The following is a 23195-nucleotide window of genomic DNA, read 5'->3' on the forward strand; positions in this document are numbered from 1 at the left end:
TTCCTCGTCTCCTCCTAGCCCGAATGCGAGCGTGTCCGCCCGGGCTGCCGGCGAAGCGCGGCTCGGCCTCGGCCGAGCCGAAGCCGCTTCAGGCCCTGTACGAGCGGCCGGTCGATCAGACGCTCGAAAGCGACGGCGAGCGCGGCGATCGGGGGGATCGACAGCAGGATGGCTAGCGTGACCGCCGAAGGGTAGGGAAAGGCCGAATGCAGCCTTGCGAACAGCCAGCTCGACCAGCTGCACAGCACGGCGAAATGAACGAGATAAATAGAAAAAGAAAGCCGGCCGAGCGTTCTCATCGCCCCGCCCGACAGCAGGCGCTGCGCCCGCGGGCTGAGCAGCAGGCCGAGCAGCAGCAGGAACGAGCCCAAGATGCGGCAGCCGATCGGATCGAGCGGAGAGCCGGGGCCGACCGGCAGCCAGCCGTACCACGGGCCCGGCGGAACGACGTACGGATAGGAGCCGAGGTAAAAGCCGATTGCGCCGCAAGCCCCGGCCGCGACGCCGCCGAATATCCGGCGCTTCCGAAGCGCCCCCGCGCCCCGGCCGTCGCCCGCTTCCGCTTCGTTATCCGGCGAACTCGAGCCGGAAACTTCACCGTTCGAACGCCACGGCCAAGCGCCGGAACGCGACCATTCGCAAGCGATCATGCCGAGCCAGAAGCCCAGGTAGTACGTGTTCCAGGTCAGCCGCAGCCCCGCCGCGTAAACCAGCCAACGCGCGAAGGACCAGCCGCGCCCCCGGCTGCCGCCGAACGCGAGCAGCACGGCGAACACCGACAGCGAGCCGAACCACTCGTACGTCATCGTCCACAGCACCGGATTATAGGCCATGCCGTAGCGAAAAAAGGTGTGCCACAGCGTCTGCCCCGCAGCCTCGGCCGGCGTCGGCGTCACGCTCCACGGATCGGGCATCGTCGCCAGCGTCAGCTGTCTTGTCTCCGGATAGAAAGACAAGCCGGCCGCCATCAGGCACCAGATCAGCAGTACCGACGCGAGCGCGGGCAGCGCCAGCCGGAAGTAGCGGCGCAGCGCGCTCTCCGCCACCGCCTTGCGGCCGCCGCCGCGGAACGTCTTCACGCTCAGCACGTACCCGCTCAGCACGAAAAACAGGCAGACGGCGAAATTGCCGTTCCACAGCCCGTTCAGCGGCGTCTGCGGAGCGTAACGGTCAAACGCCGTATGTACGATGGCCGGGTTGCGCTCGAACATGGCCGGCAGCAGCACCTGGAAGAAATGCGCCAGCACGACGGCGCATGCCGCGATGCCGCGCATTCCCTCCAGGTGCTCCAGCTTCCTCTCCCCGCTTGCCGTCCTTCCTCCGCCTCCATGCGCGGTCTCCACGCTTCCTCCTCCATCGTCAGGCATTCCCGCCGCGCGGATTCTCCTGCCTTCCGGAAGACCCGGCTCGCCGCTCATTTGAGACCCGTCAGCGCCGAGCCGGATTTCATGAAGTACTTCTGCCCGAAGAAATACAGCACGATCATCGGCAGCGTTACCAGAGCGGATGCGGCCATCAGCTGCTCCCACTGCGCCCCGTGATCCTGCAGGAAGCCTTGCAGGCCGACGGTGATCGTCCACTTGGACGCGTCGTTCAAATAGATAAGCGGCCCCATAAAATCGGTGTAGGACGCGACGAACGTAAACAGCGCGATCGTCATCAGCGGCGGCTGCAGCAGCGGAAGCATGATCCGGGCGTAAATGCGCAGTTCGGAGGCGCCGTCGATCTTCGCCGCTTCGATCAGTTCGGTCGGCAGCCCGAGCATGAACTGCCGCAGCAGGAAGATATAGAACGGTGCTCCGAAGAAGCTGCCGATCGTCAGCGGAAGGAACGTGCCGACCCAGCCGAGCTTGGAGAAGATGATGTACACCGGAATGAGCTGCACCTGTCCCGGCAAAATCATCGTCCCCACGATCAGCGAGAAAACGAGGCCCCGCCCCGACCACGGAATCTTCGAGATCGAATAGGCCACGAGCGGCGCGGACAGCAGCTGTCCGGCGATGTTGATCGCGCAAAGCAGCAGCGTGTTGCCCATATAGCGGCCGAACGGAATGGCCGACACGGCGTCGGCGTAATTCGACCAGCGCCAATGCTCCGGAAGCAGCGACGGCGGCACGGCGAAAATCTCCTCCGGCGTCTTGACCGCGGTCAGAAACAGCCACACGATCGGAAACAGGAACAGACAACCGACAAGGATGAGCGCCGTATGAGGCGCGATCGTGCGCGTCAGCAGCTTGCGCCGCGAACGGACGGAGCGGGCGGGAACAGCGGCGGCGGCGACGGTTGTCGTCTTCGGACTCGTCCGGCTCATGTCAATCCCCTCCGTAGTAAACCCAGCGGGCCGATGTTTTGAGCACAACCAGCGTCAGCAGCACGACGATCACGAACAGGATCCAGGCGAGCGCCGAGGCGTAACCCATTTTCAAATAGATGAAGGCGTTCTGGTATAAATAAATGGCGTAGAAGAACAGCGACTGGTCCGGCCCGCCCATCGTGCCGGAGTTCGCGCCGCCGCCGAGGATGAACGACTCGGTGAAAATTTGCATCGCGCCGATCAGTCCCATCAGGAACTGAAAAAGCAGAATCGGCGACAACCCCGGCAGCGTAATGTGCCAGATGCGGCGGTACCAGGCGGCCCCGTCGATCGAGGCCGCTTCATAGTACTGCTGCGGAATGCCCTGCAGCGCCGCGAGAAAGATGAGCGCGCCCGCCCCCGAGCCCCACAGCCCCATCATGATGAGCGAAGGCTTCGTGTAATTCGGGTCGAGCAGCCAGGCCGGATCGTTCAGCCCGACGGAGCGCAGGACGATATTGACCAGACCGTAATCCGGGTTCAGCAGCCAGGTCCACAGGATCGCGCTCGCCACGATCGGGATGACCGCCGGAACGTAATACAGCGTGCGGTAGAAGGTGATGCCGCGCACCTTCAGATTGAGCAGCAGCGCGACCAGCAAGCTGGCGACCAGACCGATCGGCATCGCGATGAACGCCATGTAGAACGTATTGCTCAGCGCCTTATAGAAGCTCGGGTCGGATAGGATCGCCCGGTAGTTGGCCAGACCGATCCACTTCGGCGCCGAGAACAGATCGTAGCTCGTAAAGCTGTAATACAGCGAGCCGAAAAAAGGATAAACGGTAAACGCGAGAAACCCGATGATCCAAGGCGAGGCGAAGGCGGCCCCGGTCCAGAAGATGCGCCGTTTGCGCTGCCGCGGCGTGCTTTGCTTGACGGGGCGGTCCAGCGTGCGGGTGCTCATCCCGGCCGCCTTACTTGACGAGCGGCTGGATCGTCTTCTTCACGCCGGCCAGCCCGTCGTCGATCGTCGTTTTGCCGCGCAGGATGTCATTGACCGCTTTGGTCAGGGCGTCGCTGTACTCGCTGAAGAACGGAAGCGACGGGAACGACTTCAGGTTCGGGCTTTTCGCGTAATCGGTAAATTCCTTGAAGCCCGGCACCGCGTCGTAAGACGGATCGTCAAGCGTCGAGGCGCGGGTCGGAAGATTGCCGAGCGCGGCCGTAAACTGGACGAGCTGCTGCTTATCCGTAAACCATTTGATGAACTCCCAGGAGGCGTCCGGATGCTTGGCGCCCTTCGGGATGTAGAGCACGCTCGTGTTGATGTTGCCGGCGTTCTTCAGCTCGGGATGGTCTTCGCTGTACGGGATCGGGGCAATGCCGTAATCGAGGCTGGGAGCGAACTGCTTGATGAACGTCGGCAGCCATTCTCCGTCGATCGTCATCGCGTATTTGCCGCTGAAGAACGGATTTTGCGCCGACTGGTACTTGCCGAGCGACGCGGAGAAGCGGTCGAGGTTCTCGCTGCCGTATTTGTCCCACAGGTCCTTGGAAAATTGCACCGCCTGCTTAAAGCCCGGATCGTCCGGCGTAACCTGCTTCGTGTCCGGATCCCAGAACTTGCCGCCGTACACCTGCGAGAACGTATAGGAATCGATGCCCGGCCACAGGCCCAGCACCTCGAGGCGGCCGTCCTTCTGCACGACGCTGAGCTTCTCGGCGTACTCCTTCAGCTCCGTCATCGTCGCCGGAGGCGCGCTGTAGCCGGCGTCCGCCAGCATCTTCTTGTTGTAGAACAGCATCGTGAAATGCATCGCGATCGGCAGCGCGTACGTATGCCCGTCGTACTGGCTGCTGACGAGCGCTCCGGGGATGAAGTCGTTCAGATCGACGTTGTCTTTGGCTATGTAATCGTCGAGCGGGATCATCGCCCCCTTGGTTCCCCAAGCGGCGACGTTCTGGCCGAATTGCGAGGCGATGTCGGGAGGGTTGCCGCCGGTGATGGCGGTGAGCTGCTTCTGATAATCGCTCTGGCTCAAGCCTTTGACCGTAATGTTCGGATGGGAGTCGTTGAACTGCTTGATCAGCTTCTCGATCGCCTCGCCCTCCGGCCCGGTCCAGCCGTACCAGAAGCTCAAAGTTACCTTCTCTTGCGGGGACGCGTTTGCCGGAGAGGCGCTTGCCTGGGAAGCGCTCGCCGGCGATGCGGCGGCGCTTTCGGGCGCGCTTGCGGAGGCGCTTGGCGAGGAGGCGCCCGGTGAGGAGGCGGAGCCTCCCTCGCTAGCCCCGTTGCCGGAATTGCCGCCTCCGCTGCAAGAAGCGAGCAGCAGGCTCGCGCCCGCCAGCATGGCAAATGTCGTTGTGCGGGTAAAACGGATGTTCTTGGACATTCGAATCCCTCATTTCCACGATATTTGTCTGCGGCCTTGCCAATCTTACAGGTTCATCCACTCGTCTTGCTTCTGCCGCGCCAGCCGCGCGGCATCGATCAAGGCCATCGTCCCGATCGTCTCCGCGGCCTCGACCGGGGCGCCGCCGCTATCGAAAAACGCCAGCATCTCCCGGATCAGCCTGGGAAAGTAGTCGGTGCACTCCGCGAAAAACGCCGTGCCGCCGTCCGCCGCCGCGCATGATGCCTGAAACGGAGCCGGAGGCGTCTGTACGACCGTGCCCTGCCGTCCGTCGCCGTAGTCGACGATGTAGGTGAACAGCTCCGCGCCGCCGTACGCCTTCAGCCGCTTCGCCCCTGTGCCCATCAGCACGGTCAGCATCTCGAAGCTGTGGACGGCGTAATGGTCGAAACCGCCTCCTCCCAGGACGAACGCGGCGCGGCTCTCCGCCGCGCGGCCGCGCTCCGCCTGCCAAGGCTCCAGCTCGCGCGCGAAACGCAGCGCCGAGCTGGAGAACAGCGGCGTGCCGCACTCGGCCGCGAGCTCGAACATCCGCTCGGCCGCCGCCCGGTTCGGCGCGAACGTCTTGTCGACGTACACCGGCTTGCCCGAGCGCAGCGCCTCGGCCGCGAGCCGCTCGTGATGCTGCGGATGGTCGGGCGACAGCACGACGATCGCGTCGCAGCGCCCGATCAGCTCGCCGATCGAAGCCGCGCGTTCGATGCCATGCTCCGCGCACCACTGTTCGGTGCCGCGCGCCGCCGTCGCGCCCGGTCCGCGGTCGGGAGGAGCGTCCAGCTCGGCCCAAGCGAGCGCGGCCTCCCAGCGGCCGCCCGCCGCCTCGCGAATCCACCTGGGGTAGTTGTTCGCATGCCATTCGTCGAGGAAGTAGTCGATGAAGCCGATTTTCCGAGCCGTCACAGCCGCACCTCCCCGCCTTCCGCCGCCGAGCGGTAGATCGCGTCCATCGCCTCGGAGGTGACGATCGTCCGGTCGATATGCGCCTGGTTGGGAATGCCGGTGCGGATGCTGGAGAGGAAGCTGTCGATCTCCTCCTGGAACGCGTTGGCCATGCGGAAGGTCGGTTTGACTTCGCATAGCGCGCCGTCGCGTGCGGTGTAGTAGGTGAAGCCGCCGCCGTAGTCCAGCTTGACGCCGCCTTTGTCGCCGAGGAATTCGACGAACATGGCGGATTCGCCGATGTTCTGCGCCCAGGCGCCGTTCAGCGAGAGCGTCGGGCCGGAGGTACGGATGAAGGCGGTAACGAAATCCTCCACGTCATAAACGCCGCCGTAATCGGGAGGGCCGGCCCACATGTCGACATAGGCGTACTCCTTCAGGTTGCGGCCGAGCAGCCCGTGCGTCGCTCCCGACACCGTCTCGATCTGCGGCTGGCCGATGGCGTACAGCATCAGATCGAGGAAATGAACGCCCCAATCGATCAGCACGCCGCCGCCGGACATCGACTTCGTCGTGAACGGGCCGCCGAGGCCGGGAATCGAACGATGCGCGCGGAACGAACCGTAACAATGGTAGATTCGGCCGAGCTCGCCCTGCTCGATCATCGCTTTGATCCGGTTTACGGAGCTGTTGAAGCGGTTGACGACGCCGATGTTCAGCATCCTTCCGCTGCTGCGGGCTTCCTCCTGCATTCGGCGCGCTTCCTGCGCCGTCGTCGCCGCCGGCTTCTCGCACAGCACGTGCTTGCCGGCCCGCAGGCAATCGATGGCGATCGGAGCGTGCGCCGCGTTCGGCGTGCAGACCGAGACGGCCTCCACCTCTTCGTCGGCCAGCATCTCGCGGTAATCGGCCAGCGCGATCGCCCCTTCGCAGAGCTCGGCCGCGCTGCGCGCCCGCTCCAATTCCACGTCGATCACGTACTTGATTTGCGCCGCTTCGCTGCGGTTGTAAGCCGGAATATGCTGGCTGCGGGCGATCGTCCCGCAGCCGATGACGGCTACCTTCAGACTGGCCATGGCTGCACATCTCCTCCTTTGGTAGTAACCATCATAGCAAGGACGAATGGCGCATTCTTTAGCCTGGGTTGATCGGGCATTGGTCATTTTTTGCCGCTTGCGAGCCACTGCTTGTACATCGTCGGGGACATGCCGAACTTGTTGCGGAAGGCTTTGCTGAACGTGTGAATCGTGCGGTAATGCAGCCGCTCGGCGATTTGCGTGATGCTGAATTCGCCGCCTTGCAGCCAGAGGATCGCTTGCTCGAAGCGCTTGCGGTCAAAGTATTCCTTGATCGTCAGGCCCGTCTCGCGGGCGAATAGGCGGGAGAGGTGGGGATAGCTGTAATAAAGCTCGTCGGCGATCTCCGACAACTCGGTAATGCGAAGCAGCTTCGTGTCGATGTACTGGACCAGCTCGTAGACCAGCCGCTTCTCCTCGTCGATCTGGGCGTAGGAGGGCACGACCGGTCCGGTATGCTCGTACAGATTGCGGCAGCCGAGCACGATGATTTGATGCAGGAAGGCGTGAATCATAAGCCCCGAACCGCTGCTGGGATGATGCAGCTCGGCGAGCAGGCCGGCGAACGGGTGGGCGATGTCCAGCCGTTCCTTCACCCGCCGCTCCTTGCGCTTGTCCAGCAGCTCCTGCAGCGGGCGCAGCGGATGATCTTCCTGCTCCCCGGAGAAGTCGAACTGGAACCCGACATAGTAGTAGCGGAACGGCTCGATGGCGTCGGCGAGGCCGTCGTGCATTTCTCCGGGGTAATTGAACAGCAGATCGCCTTCCCGCACCTCGCAGGCGGCGCCGTCCGTCTCGTAGACGCCTTTGCCCGAGACGATATAGCTGATCTCGTAGCAGACCTGCTGGTGCAGGCCGATACGGTACCCGCCCTCGCAGCTCAGATCGCCGACCTGGTACAGCTTGACCGGGCCGTAGGACAGCGGCTCCCCGAAGTAGCCGTTATCGAAGTGAAACTTGACCGTTCTCTCGCGCGCATCGTCCATTCGTTTTCCCCCATTCTCGGCATTGTCGTCGTTCTTTTTTAGGATGAGTCATTTCCCCGCCTTTGCAAATCCGCTCCGCCTCCTAAATTGCGCCGCCTGTTGTCTTGTGAAAAGCACACAAACCGTGCTATTTTTCATATGAAGACGGACGACCGAAGGGGAGATCGGGCATGACGGGAGACGGGCGAGCGTTCGGGACGTTCGGCTTTCGCTTTGCGGCGGCGGACGAGCTGCCGCTGTGCGAGCTGTTCGCGGTGGGGCATGAGCGGGAGACGCAGACGGCTTACGATTGGGACGGGCTGGCCCGAACGGACGGTCCGCTGCTGCTGTTCCAATATACGATCGAGGGCTGCGGGGAACTTGCCGTGGAAGAGCGCCTGCACCGGCTGATGCCGGGACAGGCTTTCCTCGTGGAGATCCCCGGCCGTCACCGGTACCGGCTTCCCGAGGACTCGCCCGCCTGGGAATTTATCTACATCCTGCTTCGCCCCCGGATGGCGCTTTCGCTATGGACCGGCGTCAAGGACCGGATCGGAGAAGCTCCCTTCCTGCCTCAAGGAAGCGGCCCGATTCGCGCCTTGAGAGATTTGATCTGGGATGCCGGCTCCGGCCGGATCGCCGACCCGTTCTCCGCGTCCTCCCACACCTACCGTTTTCTGATGGAGCTGACCCGGTTCGCCCGCGCCAAGGGACTGTCGGATTCGCTGTGGCCGCCGGCCGTCAAGGAAGCCGTCCATTACATGGACCGTCACTACGGCCGGATGATCGGGCAAGAGCAGCTCGCCTCCGACCTCGGCCTGTCCAGATACCATTTCTTAAGGATGTTCTCCCGGTACGTCGGCATGACCCCGGGAGAATACGTCAGCAAGGTCCGGGTGGAAAAGTCGATCGAGCTACTGCGGCACACGGATTGGAGCCTGGAGCGGATCGCCGCGGCCGTGGGCTATTCCAGCGGCAGCTACTTCATCAAGGTGTTCCGCAGGCTCACCGGCCAGACGCCCGCCGTCTTCCGGTCGGGCAAGCAGCTCCCGTATACCCGGTTCTTCTTCGACTAGCGTGCTTCAAGAAGAGCAATATCGTGCTATTCGCTTGCATTAATTACGGTGGAATTCGGCGGCGGCCAGCCTTTATGATGATCTGGAGAGGCAATATCATGCCACGGAGATCGCATAAGGAGGCTGACTCATGAATCATCGAGACGTTACCGGAACGCCCCCGATGGGATGGAATAGCTGGGACTGCTACGGCGCAGCCGTGACCGAGACGGAGGTTCGGGGCAATGCGGAATATATGGCCCGCCATCTGAAGGAATTCGGCTGGGAATACGTCGTCGTCGACATCCAATGGTATGAGCCCGGCGCGGTATCATCGCAATACCGGCCGTTCGTGCCGCTCGAGATGGACGGCTATTCGCGGCTGATGCCCGCGGAGAACCGGTTCCCTTCCGCCGCGGGAGGAAAAGGCTTCAAGCCGCTGGCCGATTACGTGCACGGCTTGGGCTTGAAGTTCGGCATCCATATCATGCGCGGGATTCCGAGACAGGCGGCGCATGCCGGGACGCCGATCCTGGGAACGGCCGCCACGGCCCGGGAGATTGCCCACTCCAATTCGATCTGCCCCTGGAACACCGACATGTACGGCGTGGACGCGGCGAAGGAAGGAGCGCAGGCTTATTACGATTCGCTGTTCCAACTGTACGCCGAATGGGGCGTGGATTTCGTGAAGGTGGACGACATCGCCGCTTCCAGGCTTTATGGGTCTCACCTGCCGGAGATCGCGCTGATTCGGCAAGCGATCGACAAGTGCGGCCGGCCGATGGTTCTCAGCTTGTCTCCCGGCCCCGCTCCGGTCCGCGAGGCGGAATTCTTCGAGGCTCACGCCAACATGTGGCGGATGACCGACGACTTCTGGGACCGCTGGGAGCTTCTCCTGGATATGTTCGACCGCTGCGAGCAGTGGCAGGGCCGCCCGGCTCCCGGGAATTGGCCGGACTGCGACATGCTGCCGCTCGGGCACATCGGCATCCGGTCGGTCGACGGCGGCGGCGCGGACCGGTGGACCCGGTTCACGAAGGACGAGCAGCTCACGATGATGTCGCTTTGGATGCTTTTCCGGTCCCCTTTGTTCTTCGGCGGGGAGATGCGGGACAACGATGACTGGACCTTGTCGCTGCTGATCAATCGCGACGCGCTCGAGCTGCATCGGGAAGGAAAGAACGCCCGGCCGGCGTACCGGGACGGAGACCGGATCGCGTGGACGGCCGAAGGGCCGCGCGGTTATCGCTATGCCGCCTTGTTCAACGTAGGCGAGCAGGAGATCGACGTCGCCCTGCCCTTATCGGCGATCGGCGCTCCGTCCGGCCTGCCGGCCAAAGATCTGTGGCGGAACATCGTCTGGGAACAGACCGAACCCGAAATCAACGTATCCGTGCCGCCCCACGGGGTCCGGCTCATTCGGCTCGGCTGATCAAGCGACCCCAAAAAATAGCGACGGCATGATGGACTAACAAAGTTTGTGGGACCTGCATGCCCAATTCGCAGGGCTTACCTGCCGCCGGTGCGCTAACGATGCAAAATATCGTTAGCTGCGCATTCCGAAGCCCGGCACGGCGCGCTAACGATGCAAATCATCGCATCGAGAGCTCATTCGCCGGACTTCGGCGGCGGGCCGGTGCGCTTGCGATGCAAATCATCGTTAGCTGCGCATTCCGAAGCCCGGCACGGCGCGCTAACGATGCAAATCATCGCATCGAGAGCTCATTCGCCGGACTTCGGCGGCGAGCCGGCGCGCTTGCGGTACAATATCGCACCGCTTACGGGGATTGGCGAAGTGATGGAGATGAATCGTGTTCGTTAAATGAGCCACCGAATAAACAAGTATTGAAGCCCTCTTTCCGATCGGCTGAATCGGAAGGGGGCTTCGCGGGATTAGGAGGAATGAACGGCCTCCAAGCCGGCGTTGACGCTCTTCATGATCTGGACCATGTCCGTATAAGGCTGATCCTGCTGGTTCACGAGGCCGAGGTTGTAATTCTCGTTGTCCCGCCGCCCGGTAACGGCCTGATCGTAATAGCTGAACCAACCCGAACCGACAAAGAACGGACTCGAAACTTCGCCTTCGACGAATTGCTTGAATGCCTGCCCTCTCTCCTCCACGCCAGACACGTTCGTCGCCGCATTGACCGCGGAATAGCCGTGCGCGGACGTGCTGAACGTGTATTCCAGGTTAAGAAGCGGCTTGTTATAGACTGCATAACGGGCGATCCAGTTCGGATCGTTCGTATAGTTGTCGACGGAGAAGGCGTCGACATAATCCATCGCCGCGGCGTCCCAATCGAGGCTGGTGCGCCACGTCGGAACGATCGCCGACCCTAGGAACAGATGGTTCGGATCGTACTTTTTGATAATTCCTTTGATCGTCGAGTAATACGTCTGGGAAGCGAGCCGGATGTAGGCCGACACGTCCGCCGCCGGCACTTTCGCGATGTCGATGGGCGTATCCTTCAATGCGTCGAACGAGTCGGCGTTCGTTCCGAGAAGCGTGTTGACCGCAGCGATGTCGTTGTCGTACTTGGCGGCGATCTGGTCGACGAAAGCGTCTTTGGCCGCGGAATCCGAGCCGTAGGTCAGGACGATCTTGACGATATCGGCGCTCCAGCCGGCTTCATTGTCGTACGTGTAGCCGATCAGCCACCGGTCGCTTCTCAGCGCTTTCAACCGCTCCTTGAGCGCATCTTCGATGATCGCCGGCGCATTCGGGTCGAACACGTCGTAGGTCCATTGAATCCGCTTCAAGCTGGCCGGATCCGTCAGCACGTCGACATACGGGAAGTACGGGAGATGATTCGGCTTGCTCCACTTGCTGAAGGCATTGAATCCCCAGTCGATCAGCCGTTTCTTGGTCAGATCCTCCCACTTCGCTTCGAAGTCGTCGCCGTATTTTTTCATCACGTTGGCGACCACGAAGCTTACCCTTTCGCCGTTCGCGTCATTCGCATAAGCCTGGGCATACTGGTTCGGGTCCGGGAGCTCCTCGAACACGCCTCGCGGCGTGCCGTCCGCTTTTTTGAGCGGCGTGCCGTAACCCCATTCCCATATGCTCGCGGCATCCACTCCTTTCAGAATAAACTTGTATCCGTCCGGCGTAAGGAACCACCATTTCCCGTCGATCTGCTGCAGCCTGAAGAATCCTGTGTTCTTATATTGCCCGCCGCTCTTGATGCCTCCGTACTGGTCGTACAGGCTCCGGTCCCGCTTGGTCTTCTCCAAAGCGGCCGCTTCATCGGCGTATTCCTGCCGCAGCTGTTCGTCGCTCGCGACTTTGCCGTCCCAGTCCTCATAGATCCATTGACCGTACTTGTCGGCCATCAAGGCATCCTTCTTCAGCTCGGCTTGCATCTGCTCGACCGTAGCGGGAGCCGATTCCGTTCCCTCGTCGCCCGTTCCTTCGTAGATTTGAACCTCCGTAAGCGGAATGTGCTGATAGGGCTGCGTGCGCTTCAGGTCGATGACGATATACCGAGCCTCCTGGTTCCCCAGCGGAAAAGTGACCGAAGTTTTCAAGTCGGTGCCCGTCTTGGCATACTTCCCGGCGATATAATAATAGTCCGGCGTCTCTTCGCTACGGTATTTGACGGCGACCTCCTTGAATCCCCAATAAACGTTAGGCGCGTTCAGGACGAGCCCGATGGAGTCAAGCGGATAATCCTTGAGCAAATCGATGACGACTTGCACGGATCCCGGAGCCGTTGCGCTCCCCATCCATCCGGCGTAGGTCGTCGTCAAGCCGTCCATTAGGACGCCGTTCGCCGAAGACACGAGTCCCGTGGCACCGTAGTCCGGCGATTGGCCTGCGTTCGGAGTCAAGCCGTAATAATAATTCCCGGTTTTCAGCAGTTCGCCCGCCGCATTCGCATGATCTCTTTCCGTCGAGACGACCGGCAGCACGATCGCGAGCGCCAACAGAAGCTTGCCGACCCATCTCGCCAACCGCTTGTTCCCGCTTCGCATCGCGAATTCCTCCTTTTTTATTTTCCCGCGGCCTTACGAGCATGCAGATACCTCCCCAAAGTTTGTATACGCTTACAATTTTACGGAAATCCTTTTCGCCGATAACACCACCTCCCTTCGTTATCCTTTTACCGCTCCGATGGTCATCCCTTTCATGAAATAACGCTGCAGGAACGGATACAAGAAGACGATCGGCCCGATCGTCAGGACGACTGCCGAAAGCTGCACGCTTGTCGCGGAGACGGGCAGATTGACATTCGTATTGAGATAATCCAGATTTTGCGAGTTGGACACGATTCTGCGCAGCATCATCTGCAGCGGATGAAGATGGGGATTGTCGATAAACATCAGCGCGTTGAACCAATCGTTCCAGTACGAGAGAGCGTAAAACAGCGCAATCGTCGCGATCACGGGCTTGGAGATCGGCCAGATGATCCGGAAGAAGATATACAGCTCGTGGGCGCCGTCCGCCGTCGCCGCTTCATTGAGCTCAAAGGGCAGCGTCCGGAAATACGCGGTCATCAGGAACGAATTGAAGGCGGAGAAGAGCAGCGGCAGCAGCAGCGCAAGCATCGAGTCCCGCAGATCGAGCCAATTGGAGATCAGCAAGTAATAGCCGACCAAGCCGGGCGGAAAGAGCATCGTGAAGTAAATATAGAATGACAGCGCATAGCGGTACTTGACCTTCGGATGCGCGGCGACGTAAGCGAACATGGACGTGAGGAGCACGGCTCCGGCCGTGCCCGCGACGGTAACGAAGATCGAGACAAAACCGCTCCGGTAGATTTGGGCGCCCTGAAGCAGGAACCGGTAGGCGTCTATCGAGAATCGGGTCGGGAACAGACGGAAGCCTTGAACGATCTGGCTCTCCGCCGTGAACGAACCGATATAGACGAGCCAGAACGGAATCAGGCAGAACAAGGCGAACGCGCCGATCGACACGTAAGCGGCGACCGACACGGTCAGTTGGGACGAATCGCGCAGCCTGGTTTTCATAACCGCCACCTCCTACGGAGCTAGAACAGCTTCGAGTCGTTGTCGACCCGGCGCACCGCCCAATTGAAGAACAGAATCGTGACCAGTCCCATGACCGATTGAAAAAGCCCGACCGCCGCCGCGTTGCTGTAACTGTTCATATTCGTGGAGCGGAGCGACCGGTACGTATATGTGTCGATCACGTCCGTCGAATGATAGAGCAGCGAGTTGTCCCCGATAATGCCGTAGATCAGGCCGAAATCGCCGTAGAAGATGCGCCCCAGCGCGAGCAGCGTCAGCACGATAATGGTCGGCCGCAGCAGCGGCAGCGTAATATGCCGGATCATCTGCCAGCTCCTCGCTCCGTCGATTCTGGCGCTCTCGTAATATTCCTCGGAGAAGCCGGTTAACGTGGCCAGATAAATAATCGAACCCCATCCGGCTCCCTTCCATACAAAGATCAGCGCGAGCAGCCAGGGCCAGACGGACGGCGTCTGGAACCAGTACACCGGATCGACGCCAACCCGGCCAAGCATCCGGTTGATCAGGCCGTCCTGGCCGTTAAAGAAGTTGACCACCATCAAGTTCACGACCACGATGGAGATGAAGTGCGGCAGGATGACGAGCGATTGCGTCACCTTCTTAAAGTAGACGAGCCGGATTTCATTGAGCAGCAGCGCAATGGCCAGAGAGCAAACGGTTCCGGCCGCCATGAACAGCAGGTTCAGAAAGATCGTGTTCAGCGTCACGCCCAGCCAATCGGGGCCGGCGAAAAAAAACTTCAGGTTGTCAAGCCCGACCCATCTGCTGCCCCACAGCCCCTTCACGGGGATGAATAGCTTGAACGCGAGCAGATGGGCGGACATCGGAAGGTAGGAGAAGATGAACACATAGACGACTACGGGAAGCGACATGGCGTAAAGCCACTTGTTCTTCATTAGCTCCCGCCCGATCCCCATGACGATCCCCGCCCTTCGCTTGGAATGCCTGCCGGCGCGTTTACTTCTTCTTGGCGGCGAGATAGGCGTCCAGCTGCTTCTGAACCTCCGCCTGCACCTTCTTCACATTGTCGTACGCGGCCTCTTTGAACTTCGCGAGCCCTTCCTTCGGATCCGTCACGCCCATCACGAACGGATCGTAGTACTCGCTTCCCGCGTTGGCCAGCTGCGCCGCCTCGTTCGCGACCGGGCTCGGGTCGAAGGTGAAGCCCGTCAAAATATCCGGCGTAAAGTTGCCCGGGTCCCGCTCCCACTTGTTAAGCGCGATGACGTCCTCCGGCAGGCTGGCATCGATGCGGTCCAGCTTCGAATTCCACCCCCAAGCGAACGGAATGCCCGCATACGGTTGATCCTGGCTCGGCTTATACAGCCCTTCTCCCGCGTCTTCCCAGTTCTTGCCCTGGATGCCGTACGCGAGCAGGTCGTAGTTGTCCTTCCGGTTCAGCCAGTTCAAAAATTGAACGGCCCGCTCCTTGTTCCGGCTCACGACCGGAACCGCGATGAAGTTGCCCGCTTTGTAGGTGGAGCTCAGCTTCATGTCCGGCTTGTAGAGCGTAAACGCCTCCGCCTTCGCTCCCGGGACCGCTTTTTCCAGAGCGGTACGGGTGCTCAGGTTGATGCCGAAGTCGTTGAAGGTGGACACCGCCGCCTTGCCTTTGGCGAACTCCGAATTGCGCAGCGTCAATGCGTCCTTCGCCAAGACGCCGTCCTGGTACAGCTTGTGGTTCTGTTCGAAGGAGCTCATGATCGCGGGGTCCGGATCGTCGAACAGATTATAGATTTTGCCGTCGTTGCCTTTCGTATATAACCCGGGATAGCTCAGCACGCCCGCGAGATTCGCCGAGGGATCGAGCATGCCCGCCAGCTTCAAGCCGATGTGCTCGGTGCCGTTCGGAATATACGGCGTGATGTCCGGGACCTTCTCCTTCACCAGATACATGAAGTCGATCAGCTCCTGGTAGCTGGCAATCGGTTTGACGCCGAGCTTCTCGCGGATATCTTGGCGGATGACGAACGTCCACGGGCGGATGAAGTTCACCTCCAGCGGAACCGCGTACAGCTTGCCGTTCACTTTGTTCGCTTCCATCAGCTCCGGCGAGCGGACGGCTTGGATGTCCGGTCCGTATCGGCCGATCAGATCGTCCAGCGGCTCGTATAGGCCGGCGGCGATGTTCTGCGCCGGGTCGTTGTCCCAGATCAGATCGTAATCTTCGGCGGAGGACAGCGCCACTTGGCGCTTCTGGCGAACGTCGGACCAGGGGATGAACACGGCGTTCAGCTTCACGTTCAGCGTGCCGGCCATCCGCTTCTCCATCTCCGCTTTGACTTCGTCCCAATTCGCCGGCGGATCTCCAGGGAACAAAATTTTGAGCGTAACCGGTTTCAATTGTGTGTCTTTGGAAGCCGAAGATTTGCTGTCTTCGGAGGGCGGCGACTTGCCGTTGGAGCCGCAAGCGGCCAAAGCCGCGGCGAGTACCACCGATAGCGCGGCGGCCAACCAGAACCTTTTCCGACCGAATCTCAACCCGAATCCCTCCCGATCACGTTCTTCCGAACAAGGACGCCGTTCGGCGGATGGCGCCGGTTGCCCGGCTTGCGAGTTCGATCATACCCGGTCGCGCGGTCTTCCGTACAGTACGGGATTTACCGAACGGTACGGATGTTAACGGCGGGGACGGTAGCGATTTTGCAGGTCAGTCCGGTTCGTCCCGCCCGGCGGCCCGCCTCGACCGGAATTGGCCCGGCGTCATGCCGGACGCCCGTCGGAACAGCGAGAAGAACGTGCTTTTGGTCTGAAAGCCGGCTTGTTCGGCGATGTCCGCGATCGTCCATTCGGTCGTCGCCAGGAGGTGCATCGCATATTTGATCCGTTGATCCGTTATATGCTCGGACAAGGACAGCGGATGGTACTCTTTGAAAATCTGCCGCGCATAGTTGACGGACAAATGAACGTGGGCGGCGACATCGTCCACGGACAGCATCGGGTTGTGCAGATGGCCGCGCACGTATTCGTTCATTTCGGCGACGATCTCTTCTTTGCGGACGGAGCCGCTTCGCGGGCGATCCATCTCCATCCTCTCCAGCAGCTCCCGCAGCAGCCATTCCTTGACCTCGCCGATCGTCGAGAACCGTTCGAGGAAAGCATGAATGCTCTTCATTCCTTGGAGCGTCTTGTCGTGTCTCAGGCTTCTCATGATCGAATAGATCATGTGGGTCAGTTGAAGCCTGCACTCCTCGTAGTCGAGAGATTGCATGTGCCGGGTCAGGCCGTCCAGGCCGGCGCGCAGCGCGTCCGCATTGCGCAAACGGACGGCATGAACGGCTTGCTTGAGCAGCTGTTCATCCAGTCCGCTTTCCTTCGCCGGCCGATACCGCTCCATGTCCTCCAAGGTGAACACCCGGTCTTCGTCGATTAGAAAGGCAAGCTGGGTCAGCTCGTAAACGCGCCCGTAAATCTGTTGAAGGTCGGCCTCTTCGCCAAGAACCGGTCCGACCGCCGCCTGAAGCTCCAGCTTCAGCCAACGCCTGATCTGCAGCCGAACGTCTTCCATCGCCTCCAGGAGACGGCCCGGCTCATCGTCCGTAGCGGATGCCGGGACGAGCGCCGCGAGATGATCGGAGCCGAAATCGACCGTCTCCGCGGCAAACCCGTGGTTCGCCAGCACTTCGGCCGCGATGTTGCCCAGCGAGTAGCGTAGAAGCTTGCGCGAAGCGAAGTCGTAATACTCCTTGAATCGCCCGTACGATTCCAGACGGATGACCGCGATGCGAAACGCGCCCGTCCGAAGTATCTTCGTCTCCTCTTGAATGAATTGCGCCGCGGGGCCGGAAGCTTTGGAGCCGAGAATCCACTGCCGGAGCAAATCTTCCTTCACGATCGCCTTGCTGCTTCGAAGCGACAGGTCCAGCCGTTCCAGCTGGCCGATCAGTCTGTCGAAGCCGGAGTGCAGCCAATCGATCTCGCTGCCTGCCCGCCGTGTCGAAGCCGTCATAGGCCGCTCGTCCGATCCCAGCTTCGTCTGGAGTCGGGCCGTCAAGTCGCTGATCGGCTTCAACCGGCGATACGATTGCCAGAACAGAAACAGCAGCAGCGACAGGACGAGGGCGATGGAAGCCGCGATCAGATTCGTCCGAATGCGGCTCATGGCGGCTTGCCAGGCCGAGATCGGGGACAAATGATAAACCGTCCAGCCCTCGATCGGCAGCTTGGCCGACTGAACCGACCAGATATCCCCGCCGGAGGACCATTCCCAGCCGGACGAATCCCGGGGCGGCTTCTTCGCGCCCGCCAGATCCGCCGCCATTCGCGCATCGGCATTTCCCAGCAGGTACTCCTGGTTGGGGCCTTCGACAATCATCTTGTTCTGGTCTTGCGGGGAGACTTGCAGCATATGCTCGTCGAGCAGCGGCTTATCGAACAGAATCGCCGCATAGCCCTGATAGCTCCGGTTCTGGCCGGCCGCCGGAACGATAAGGGCGAGATAGGATTTACCGTTCGCCTCATGGTCGAAAAATTGGAGATACGGCGTCGTTCCTTTGCTTCTGACGGCGCCCAGCAAAGACGGGTCGTCGAAATCCCGAGGCGTATAAAGACTGGCGTCCGAAGAGGCGTAAATTTGATTCAGGGTAAAATTGAACAAGTCGATGCCGTGAATGAACGGCTCGCTGCTCGCAAACTCCCGCACGCTTGCGGCCGCTCTGTACAGCAGCAGAGGTGAATAATGGTCCGGATTCGCGTTCAGCCACATCGAGATATTATCGTCCGAATAGATCCGAAGGGCGAACTGACGCAATTTCTGCAGGGTGAATTCGGACGTTTGCACGACCTGACGGATTTTCTCTTGATTGGATTTGCGGATTTCCTCCGCCGCGCTCTGCGCGAACAGCCGGTTCAGGTAGATCGTAAACGCCAGGGCGAGCAGGCACACGGCCATGCAAGAGTAGAGAAACAGGCTGGCATACATCTTCCTCGGCTTCAGCCGATTCCACATCCCCTTCCCCCTCCCGGAACGATCGGTCGGCGTCGTCTCTCTCGTCCCGTATTCCAAATTTATTAGGAAGCGCGGCTTCTCATACGCAAAAGCTCCCTTCCCGTTCGGAATTCGAACGGAAGGGAGCTTATTTTGAAGCCGCGCCTTCTATTTGATCGCGCCGGCCGTAATGCCGCTGGCGATCTTGCGCTGGAACGCGATGTAGACGATCAGCACCGGGATGATGGTGAATAGGAGCGCCGCGAACAGCGGTCCCCATTCGGTGCGGTACTGCATCTCCGCCTGCATGACGCCGATCTCCACCGGGAGCGTGTAATGCTTCGGGTCGTTGAGAAGAATCGTGCCGACGATATATTCGTTCCAGATGTTCAGCACGTTGACGATGCCGACCGTCACCAGGCCGGGCTGCGACAACGGAAGCATCACCCGGAAGAACGTTCCGTAGTAAGAGGCGCCGTCGATGATGGAGGCTTCCTCCAGCTCCTTCGGCAGCGATCGGAAGAAGCCGACCAGCACGAAAATGCCGAAAGCGAGCACGCTGGACGCATAGACGAAGATGAGTCCGATCTCCGTGTTGATCAGATGGAACGAGTTCATCAGGAAGAACAGCGGGATGAGCGCGAGAATGAACGGCACCATCATCGAGGCGATATACAGAAGGTACAGCGCGCCGCTTCCCTTGAACTTGTAGCGGGCCAGCACGTACGCCGTCGAAGCGGACAGCAGCAGCCCGAGCAGCGTGGACCCTCCGGTCACGATCAGCGAATTGAAGAAGTACGTATCGAAGTTGTACTTGTTCCAGACATAGGAGAAGTTGGACCAGAGCAGCGGCGCGTCGGGCAGCGCCCACGGCAGATGGAAGAAGAATTGCCGGTTGTCCTTCAAGGCGTCCAGCAGCGTCCACAGCAGCGGATAAAGCACGGAGACGCCCCAGAGGACGAGTATGGCGTAGAAAACCGCCCTTAAAACGGGGTTGCGAATGGCGTTGCGCATCGCGGTCTTCCTCCTTTAGCCCAGCTCGACGACTTCGCGGCGAAGCAGCCGCTGCAGCGCGACCGTCGTCGCGAGCGACAGCAGCAGAATGAGCACGCCGAGCGCCGCCGCGAAGCCGAAGTGGTACTGGCGGAACGCCATCTGATACAAATACGAGCCCATGACCTGGGTCGAATTGTCGGGCCCGCCCTCCGTCATGATCCAGACGATGACGAACGAGCCGTTCAGCGTCGTCATCATGATGTTGACGATCGACACCTTCATCTGCTCCCAGATGAGCGGCACCGTAATGCGGGAGAACTGATGCCACTGCCCCGCCCCCTCCAGCTCCGCCGCCTCGTAGAACGACTCCGGCACGTTCTGGATCGCCGCGATCATCAGGATCATGTAGAAGCCGATGCCCGCCCATACGGCCGGGGGAAGCAGCATCCAGATCGTGTGCGAAGCGAAGCCGAGCCACGCGATCGTGACCTTCTCTTTCGCGAACAGCGACAGGAATGCGTTCAGGAAGCCGATCTGCGGGTTGTAGATGAAGTTCCACAGCACGCCGATGACGACGACCGAGATGACGTTGGGGATGAAGAAGATCGAGCGAAAAAAGCCCGCCAGCCGGAACCGGAACCGCGTCAGCGCCACGGCGAAGAACGTCGCGACGAGCATGATGCCGGCGATCTTGCCGGCGACGAGGAAGTAGTCGTTGCCGATGGCCCGCCAGACGATCGGGTCCCGGAACATGTCGCGGAAGTTGCCGAGCCCGATGAACGTCTTGTTTTCCGACATGCCCGACCAGTCGAACAGCGAGTAATAGAGCGCCCGGACGACCGGATAGATCGTGAATATGCAAAAGAACACGAAGGTGGGAACGATGAACGTCCCGATGAACACGCCGCGCTGCCAGTTGGAAGACCTCGCCTTCATCCGCCCGCCGTCCTTTCCGGTCGATTTGCCGAAGAGCTTCCCCGGGTTCCGCCCCGGGGGCGCCCTTCGCGCTTAGTGAGGCTGCCGCAGCGTTATTGAACTTTGGCGACGGCGTCGGTGACGCGCTTGACCCATTCCTCCGGCGTGATCTTGCCGATCGTGAGCGCGTCCGTCGCGTCCTGCATCGCCTTGTCGACGTCGGCGTTGAACGTGATCGTCGGGATGACGACCGTGTTCGGGTCCGTCAAATACTTGGCGGCGTCCTTGACGAAGTTCGGCGCGTTCGAGCTGCTGATGTCGCCCTTGATGTTGGAAGGCGCGCCGCTCAGCTCCGCCCATTGGGAAGCTTGCGCCTTGGAGAAGATGAACTGCAGGAACGCCTTGGCCGCGTCCGGGTTTTTCGCCTTCTTGGCGATCGCGACGGTGGCCGTGGACGTGTTCGCGACGACTTTGCCGCCAGCCTTCTGCGTGATCGAAGGAATAAAGCCGAAGTCGAACCCTTGCGGCACGTCCTTCGCCATCTCGTTCGGCAGCCACAGGCCGTTCGGGATGAACGCGTCTTTATGCTGCAGGAACAGCATCTGCGAGTCGGTGTGGTTGATCTGAATGGACGCCTTGTCGATGAACCCTTTGTCGCGCAGCTGCACGATTTGGTTCAGCGCGGCCAGCACGGCCGGGCTCTTGTAGGCGTCGACCTTGTTGGCGGCCATGTCCTGCAGGATCGTATAATCGTCGTTGTTGTTCGAGACGATCGCCGGGTACAGGAATGCGCCGTTGATATAGTAGGGATATTTGCCGGTATGGATGAACGGGGTGATGCCGGCCGCCTTGATCGTGTCGCTGACCTGCAAGAACTCGTCGAAGTTGGCCGGCTCGGCCCAGCCCTTCTCCTTGAACAGCGCCTTGTCCCAGAAAATGCCCCAGGAGTTCAGCACGAGCGGAATGTTGTAGATTTTGCCGTCGTATTGCTGCGGAGCTTGCGCGAGAACGTCGAGGATCTTGTCCCCGTCGACGTTCGTCGCCGTCTGCAGCCAGTCCGTCAGGTCTTCCAGCTGTCCGTCCTCGACCATCTGGCGGTCGTTCAGGTTCGGGCCGTCGATGTAGACGAAGTCGGGCGGGTTGCCGCCGATCCAGCGCGGCTTGTTCTGGTCGTTGATCTTCGGGCCGCCGTCCTCGATGACGTTCAGGTCCGGGTTCGCCGCCTTGAAGTCGGAGATGACCTTCTTCCACCACTTGTCGCCGTAGCCGCCGACGAAATATTGAATCTCGAAGTCGCCGGTCAGCTTCGTCTGCGACGCGCTCGGGCCGGCGCTCGCCGATTCGCTTGAACTTGCGCTTGAACTTGCGCTTGAACTTGTGGTTGGACTTGCGCTCGGACTCGCGCTCGGGCTGGCGCTCGGAGCCGCCGGCGCGCTGGACGAAGCCGACCCGTTGTTGCCGTTGTCGGACGAACCGCAGCCTGCCAGAGGCACAATGGCCATCATCGCGGCGATCCCGAGGGCCGCCGTCTTCCTGTTAAGCAACGTCAATGCAAAAACCCTCCCTTATAGGTTGGTCAGCGCATGGGGAAGCGCCTGTAACCATCATAGAAGGGAGGGTTCTTCGTCTCTATCGAATATCTTCCAAACAATCTTGAGTATTCTCTTTTTCCTTGCGGTCAGATCATCTTGTTGGCGATCGACTTGGCCGTCGTCTCCCGGTATTTGAACGCCTCGTCCTTCATTCCAAGCGACACGGCGACGCTCAGGACGTCGATCACGGTCATCTGCGACAGCTTCGAGGACATCGAGCTGCCTTGGAACGGATTCTCCCGCGCCACCGTCAGCAGCACGATATCCGCCAGCTTGACGATCGGCGAGCGCGCGTTGCTCGTAATCGCGAGAATCGTCGCTCCCGCTTTTCGGGCCAGAGTCAAGCTGTCGATCGTATCTTTGGTGCTGCCGGTAATGGAGATGCCGACCGCCACGTCGCCGGGCTTCATAAGCGCCGCCTTCATCGCTTGAAAATGCGTATCCGCCGTATAGCAGCTGTTCTTGCCCATGCGCATGAACGTACTGGCGGCTTGCATGGCGGCGAACCCGGACGAGCCGACTCCGTAGAAATCGATATGGTCCGCCCGGATCAGCGCGTCCACGGCCCGGTTCAACTCTCCCGGCTGAAGCAGCTCGTGGGTCTGCTCCAGAATCTGATAGTGGCTGGAGATCAGCTTCTGGCTGATCGTTACCGGATCGTCCCCTTCGGCCACTTCCATCGGCAAGCGCTCGAACGGCTTGACCAGGTCCTGCGCCAGCGACAGCTTAAAGTCCTGAAAACCGTTGAACTTAAGCTTGCGGCAAAGCCTCAGGACGGTCGTCTCGCCGATGTCCGCCCGCTCCGCCAATTCCGTAACCGACTGGTAAATGACTTCCTGGGCGTGCTCCAGAATATACTGCGCCACCTTCTGCTCCTTCTTCGTCAGACCGCTCATATGGCCGCGAATGCTGAGAAGCGTTTTCCCGTTCTCCAGTACGTTATCCAAGGCCTCTCCCTCTCTCTCCGCTTCGATGACGCTATTGCGAATCCTGAGCTTTCGGACGTATTCCCGACTCCCGCCTCATAATATGACGAATTTATTCTCTAGTCAATATTGATTATGGAGATTTGTCGTTGTGCTGTGATAATG

At 60.6% G+C, this 23195-nt stretch carries 19 protein-coding genes; 3 read left to right on the top strand and 16 right to left on the bottom strand.

Annotation, left to right across the window (positions count from 1 at the left end; translation table 11 throughout):
* Nucleotides 1-14 precede the first annotated feature (14 nt).
* The 7 genes from H7C18_RS10265 to H7C18_RS10295 form a co-directional block, all read right to left on the bottom strand.
* Complete coding sequence (locus tag H7C18_RS10265; RefSeq protein WP_185128957.1) at nucleotides 15-1343, bottom strand: acyltransferase family protein; 1329 nt, start codon at nucleotides 1341-1343, stop codon at nucleotides 15-17.
* A 71-nt stretch (nucleotides 1344-1414) separates the two neighbouring features.
* On the bottom strand, nucleotides 1415-2311 hold the full coding sequence (locus tag H7C18_RS10270) for a carbohydrate ABC transporter permease (protein ID WP_185128958.1): 897 nt from the start codon (nucleotides 2309-2311) through the stop codon (nucleotides 1415-1417).
* A gap of 1 nt (nucleotide 2312) precedes the next feature.
* Nucleotides 2313-3257 (bottom strand): carbohydrate ABC transporter permease, encoded by a 945-nt coding sequence (locus H7C18_RS10275; RefSeq protein ID WP_185128959.1) that lies wholly within the window; start codon nucleotides 3255-3257, stop codon nucleotides 2313-2315.
* 10 nt (nucleotides 3258-3267) lie between these two features.
* Nucleotides 3268-4686, bottom strand: coding sequence for an ABC transporter substrate-binding protein (locus tag H7C18_RS10280; protein ID WP_238357613.1), 1419 nt, complete (start codon nucleotides 4684-4686; stop codon nucleotides 3268-3270).
* Between the two features lie 45 nt (nucleotides 4687-4731).
* A complete protein-coding gene (locus H7C18_RS10285) occupies nucleotides 4732-5607 on the bottom strand; it encodes a Gfo/Idh/MocA family oxidoreductase (RefSeq protein WP_185128960.1) in 876 nt (291 codons plus the stop codon).
* Nucleotides 5604-6662 carry a Gfo/Idh/MocA family protein gene (locus H7C18_RS10290; protein ID WP_185128961.1) on the bottom strand — a complete coding sequence of 353 codons (1059 nt, stop codon included), beginning with the start codon at nucleotides 6660-6662 and terminating at the stop codon, nucleotides 5604-5606. Before H7C18_RS10290 ends, H7C18_RS10285 begins: the two co-directional genes overlap by 4 nt.
* A gap of 83 nt (nucleotides 6663-6745) precedes the next feature.
* Nucleotides 6746-7648, bottom strand: coding sequence for an AraC family transcriptional regulator (locus H7C18_RS10295; protein WP_185128962.1), 903 nt, complete (start codon nucleotides 7646-7648; stop codon nucleotides 6746-6748).
* 170 nt (nucleotides 7649-7818) lie between these two features.
* Between H7C18_RS10295 and H7C18_RS10300 the strand changes: the two genes are divergently transcribed.
* The 3 genes from H7C18_RS10300 (at nucleotide 7819) to H7C18_RS10310 (ending at nucleotide 10504) form a co-directional block, all read left to right on the top strand.
* Complete coding sequence (locus H7C18_RS10300) at nucleotides 7819-8703, top strand: AraC family transcriptional regulator (RefSeq protein ID WP_185128963.1); 885 nt, start codon at nucleotides 7819-7821, stop codon at nucleotides 8701-8703.
* 130 nt (nucleotides 8704-8833) lie between these two features.
* Nucleotides 8834-10114 carry a glycoside hydrolase family 27 protein gene (locus tag H7C18_RS10305; protein WP_185128964.1) on the top strand — a complete coding sequence of 427 codons (1281 nt, stop codon included), beginning with the start codon at nucleotides 8834-8836 and terminating at the stop codon, nucleotides 10112-10114.
* A 153-nt stretch (nucleotides 10115-10267) separates the two neighbouring features.
* Nucleotides 10268-10504 (top strand): hypothetical protein, encoded by a 237-nt coding sequence (locus H7C18_RS10310; RefSeq protein WP_185128965.1) that lies wholly within the window; start codon nucleotides 10268-10270, stop codon nucleotides 10502-10504.
* A gap of 71 nt (nucleotides 10505-10575) precedes the next feature.
* Here the strand turns inward: H7C18_RS10310 and H7C18_RS10315 are convergent, their stop codons facing one another.
* The 9 genes from H7C18_RS10315 to H7C18_RS10355 form a co-directional block, all read right to left on the bottom strand.
* Nucleotides 10576-12657, bottom strand: a complete 2082-nt coding sequence (locus H7C18_RS10315; RefSeq protein WP_185128966.1) for a hypothetical protein — start codon at nucleotides 12655-12657, stop codon at nucleotides 10576-10578.
* Nucleotides 12658-12777: 120 nt separating this feature from the next.
* Nucleotides 12778-13653, bottom strand: coding sequence for a carbohydrate ABC transporter permease (locus H7C18_RS10320; RefSeq protein WP_185128967.1), 876 nt, complete (start codon nucleotides 13651-13653; stop codon nucleotides 12778-12780).
* Nucleotides 13654-13673: 20 nt separating this feature from the next.
* A complete protein-coding gene (locus H7C18_RS10325; RefSeq protein ID WP_238357614.1) occupies nucleotides 13674-14570 on the bottom strand; it encodes an ABC transporter permease in 897 nt (298 codons plus the stop codon).
* Between the two features lie 61 nt (nucleotides 14571-14631).
* On the bottom strand, nucleotides 14632-16155 hold the full coding sequence (locus H7C18_RS10330) for a DUF3502 domain-containing protein (RefSeq protein ID WP_185128969.1): 1524 nt from the start codon (nucleotides 16153-16155) through the stop codon (nucleotides 14632-14634).
* A 169-nt stretch (nucleotides 16156-16324) separates the two neighbouring features.
* Nucleotides 16325-18622, bottom strand: coding sequence for a helix-turn-helix domain-containing protein (locus H7C18_RS10335; RefSeq protein ID WP_185128970.1), 2298 nt, complete (start codon nucleotides 18620-18622; stop codon nucleotides 16325-16327).
* 147 nt (nucleotides 18623-18769) lie between these two features.
* On the bottom strand, nucleotides 18770-19615 hold the full coding sequence (locus H7C18_RS10340) for a carbohydrate ABC transporter permease (RefSeq protein ID WP_185128971.1): 846 nt from the start codon (nucleotides 19613-19615) through the stop codon (nucleotides 18770-18772).
* A 15-nt stretch (nucleotides 19616-19630) separates the two neighbouring features.
* The gene (locus H7C18_RS10345) at nucleotides 19631-20533 is read right to left on the bottom strand and encodes a carbohydrate ABC transporter permease (protein ID WP_185128972.1); all 903 of its coding nucleotides are present in this window, start codon (nucleotides 20531-20533) and stop codon (nucleotides 19631-19633) included.
* A gap of 92 nt (nucleotides 20534-20625) precedes the next feature.
* Nucleotides 20626-22062 (bottom strand): ABC transporter substrate-binding protein, encoded by a 1437-nt coding sequence (locus H7C18_RS10350; protein ID WP_238357615.1) that lies wholly within the window; start codon nucleotides 22060-22062, stop codon nucleotides 20626-20628.
* Nucleotides 22063-22190: 128 nt separating this feature from the next.
* A complete protein-coding gene (locus H7C18_RS10355) occupies nucleotides 22191-23051 on the bottom strand; it encodes a MurR/RpiR family transcriptional regulator (protein ID WP_185128973.1) in 861 nt (286 codons plus the stop codon).
* Nucleotides 23052-23195 lie beyond the last annotated feature (144 nt).

Origin of the sequence: Cohnella zeiphila (assembly GCF_014212055.1) — a bacterium.
GTDB classification, from domain to species: domain Bacteria; phylum Bacillota; class Bacilli; order Paenibacillales; family Paenibacillaceae; genus Cohnella; species Cohnella zeiphila.

Excerpts from the sequence above, each read along its gene's own strand:
- H7C18_RS10270 (WP_185128958.1), bottom strand. The coding sequence starts at position 2,311 with ATGAGCCGGACGAGTCCGAAGACGACAACCGTCGCCGCCGCCGCTGTT.
- H7C18_RS10275 (WP_185128959.1), bottom strand. The coding sequence starts at position 3,257 with ATGAGCACCCGCACGCTGGACCGCCCCGTCAAGCAAAGCACGCCGCGG.
- H7C18_RS10280 (WP_238357613.1), bottom strand. The coding sequence starts at position 4,686 with ATGTCCAAGAACATCCGTTTTACCCGCACAACGACATTTGCCATGCTG.
- H7C18_RS10290 (WP_185128961.1), bottom strand. The coding sequence starts at position 6,662 with ATGGCCAGTCTGAAGGTAGCCGTCATCGGCTGCGGGACGATCGCCCGC.
- H7C18_RS10295 (WP_185128962.1), bottom strand. The coding sequence starts at position 7,648 with ATGGACGATGCGCGCGAGAGAACGGTCAAGTTTCACTTCGATAACGGC.
- H7C18_RS10300 (WP_185128963.1), top strand. The coding sequence starts at position 7,819 with ATGACGGGAGACGGGCGAGCGTTCGGGACGTTCGGCTTTCGCTTTGCG.
- H7C18_RS10305 (WP_185128964.1), top strand. The coding sequence starts at position 8,834 with ATGAATCATCGAGACGTTACCGGAACGCCCCCGATGGGATGGAATAGC.
- H7C18_RS10310 (WP_185128965.1), top strand. The coding sequence starts at position 10,268 with ATGCAAATCATCGCATCGAGAGCTCATTCGCCGGACTTCGGCGGCGGG.
- H7C18_RS10315 (WP_185128966.1), bottom strand. The coding sequence starts at position 12,657 with ATGCGAAGCGGGAACAAGCGGTTGGCGAGATGGGTCGGCAAGCTTCTG.
- H7C18_RS10320 (WP_185128967.1), bottom strand. The coding sequence starts at position 13,653 with ATGAAAACCAGGCTGCGCGATTCGTCCCAACTGACCGTGTCGGTCGCC.
- H7C18_RS10325 (WP_238357614.1), bottom strand. The coding sequence starts at position 14,570 with ATGAAGAACAAGTGGCTTTACGCCATGTCGCTTCCCGTAGTCGTCTAT.
- H7C18_RS10335 (WP_185128970.1), bottom strand. The coding sequence starts at position 18,622 with ATGTGGAATCGGCTGAAGCCGAGGAAGATGTATGCCAGCCTGTTTCTC.
- H7C18_RS10340 (WP_185128971.1), bottom strand. The coding sequence starts at position 19,615 with ATGCGCAACGCCATTCGCAACCCCGTTTTAAGGGCGGTTTTCTACGCC.
- H7C18_RS10345 (WP_185128972.1), bottom strand. The coding sequence starts at position 20,533 with ATGAAGGCGAGGTCTTCCAACTGGCAGCGCGGCGTGTTCATCGGGACG.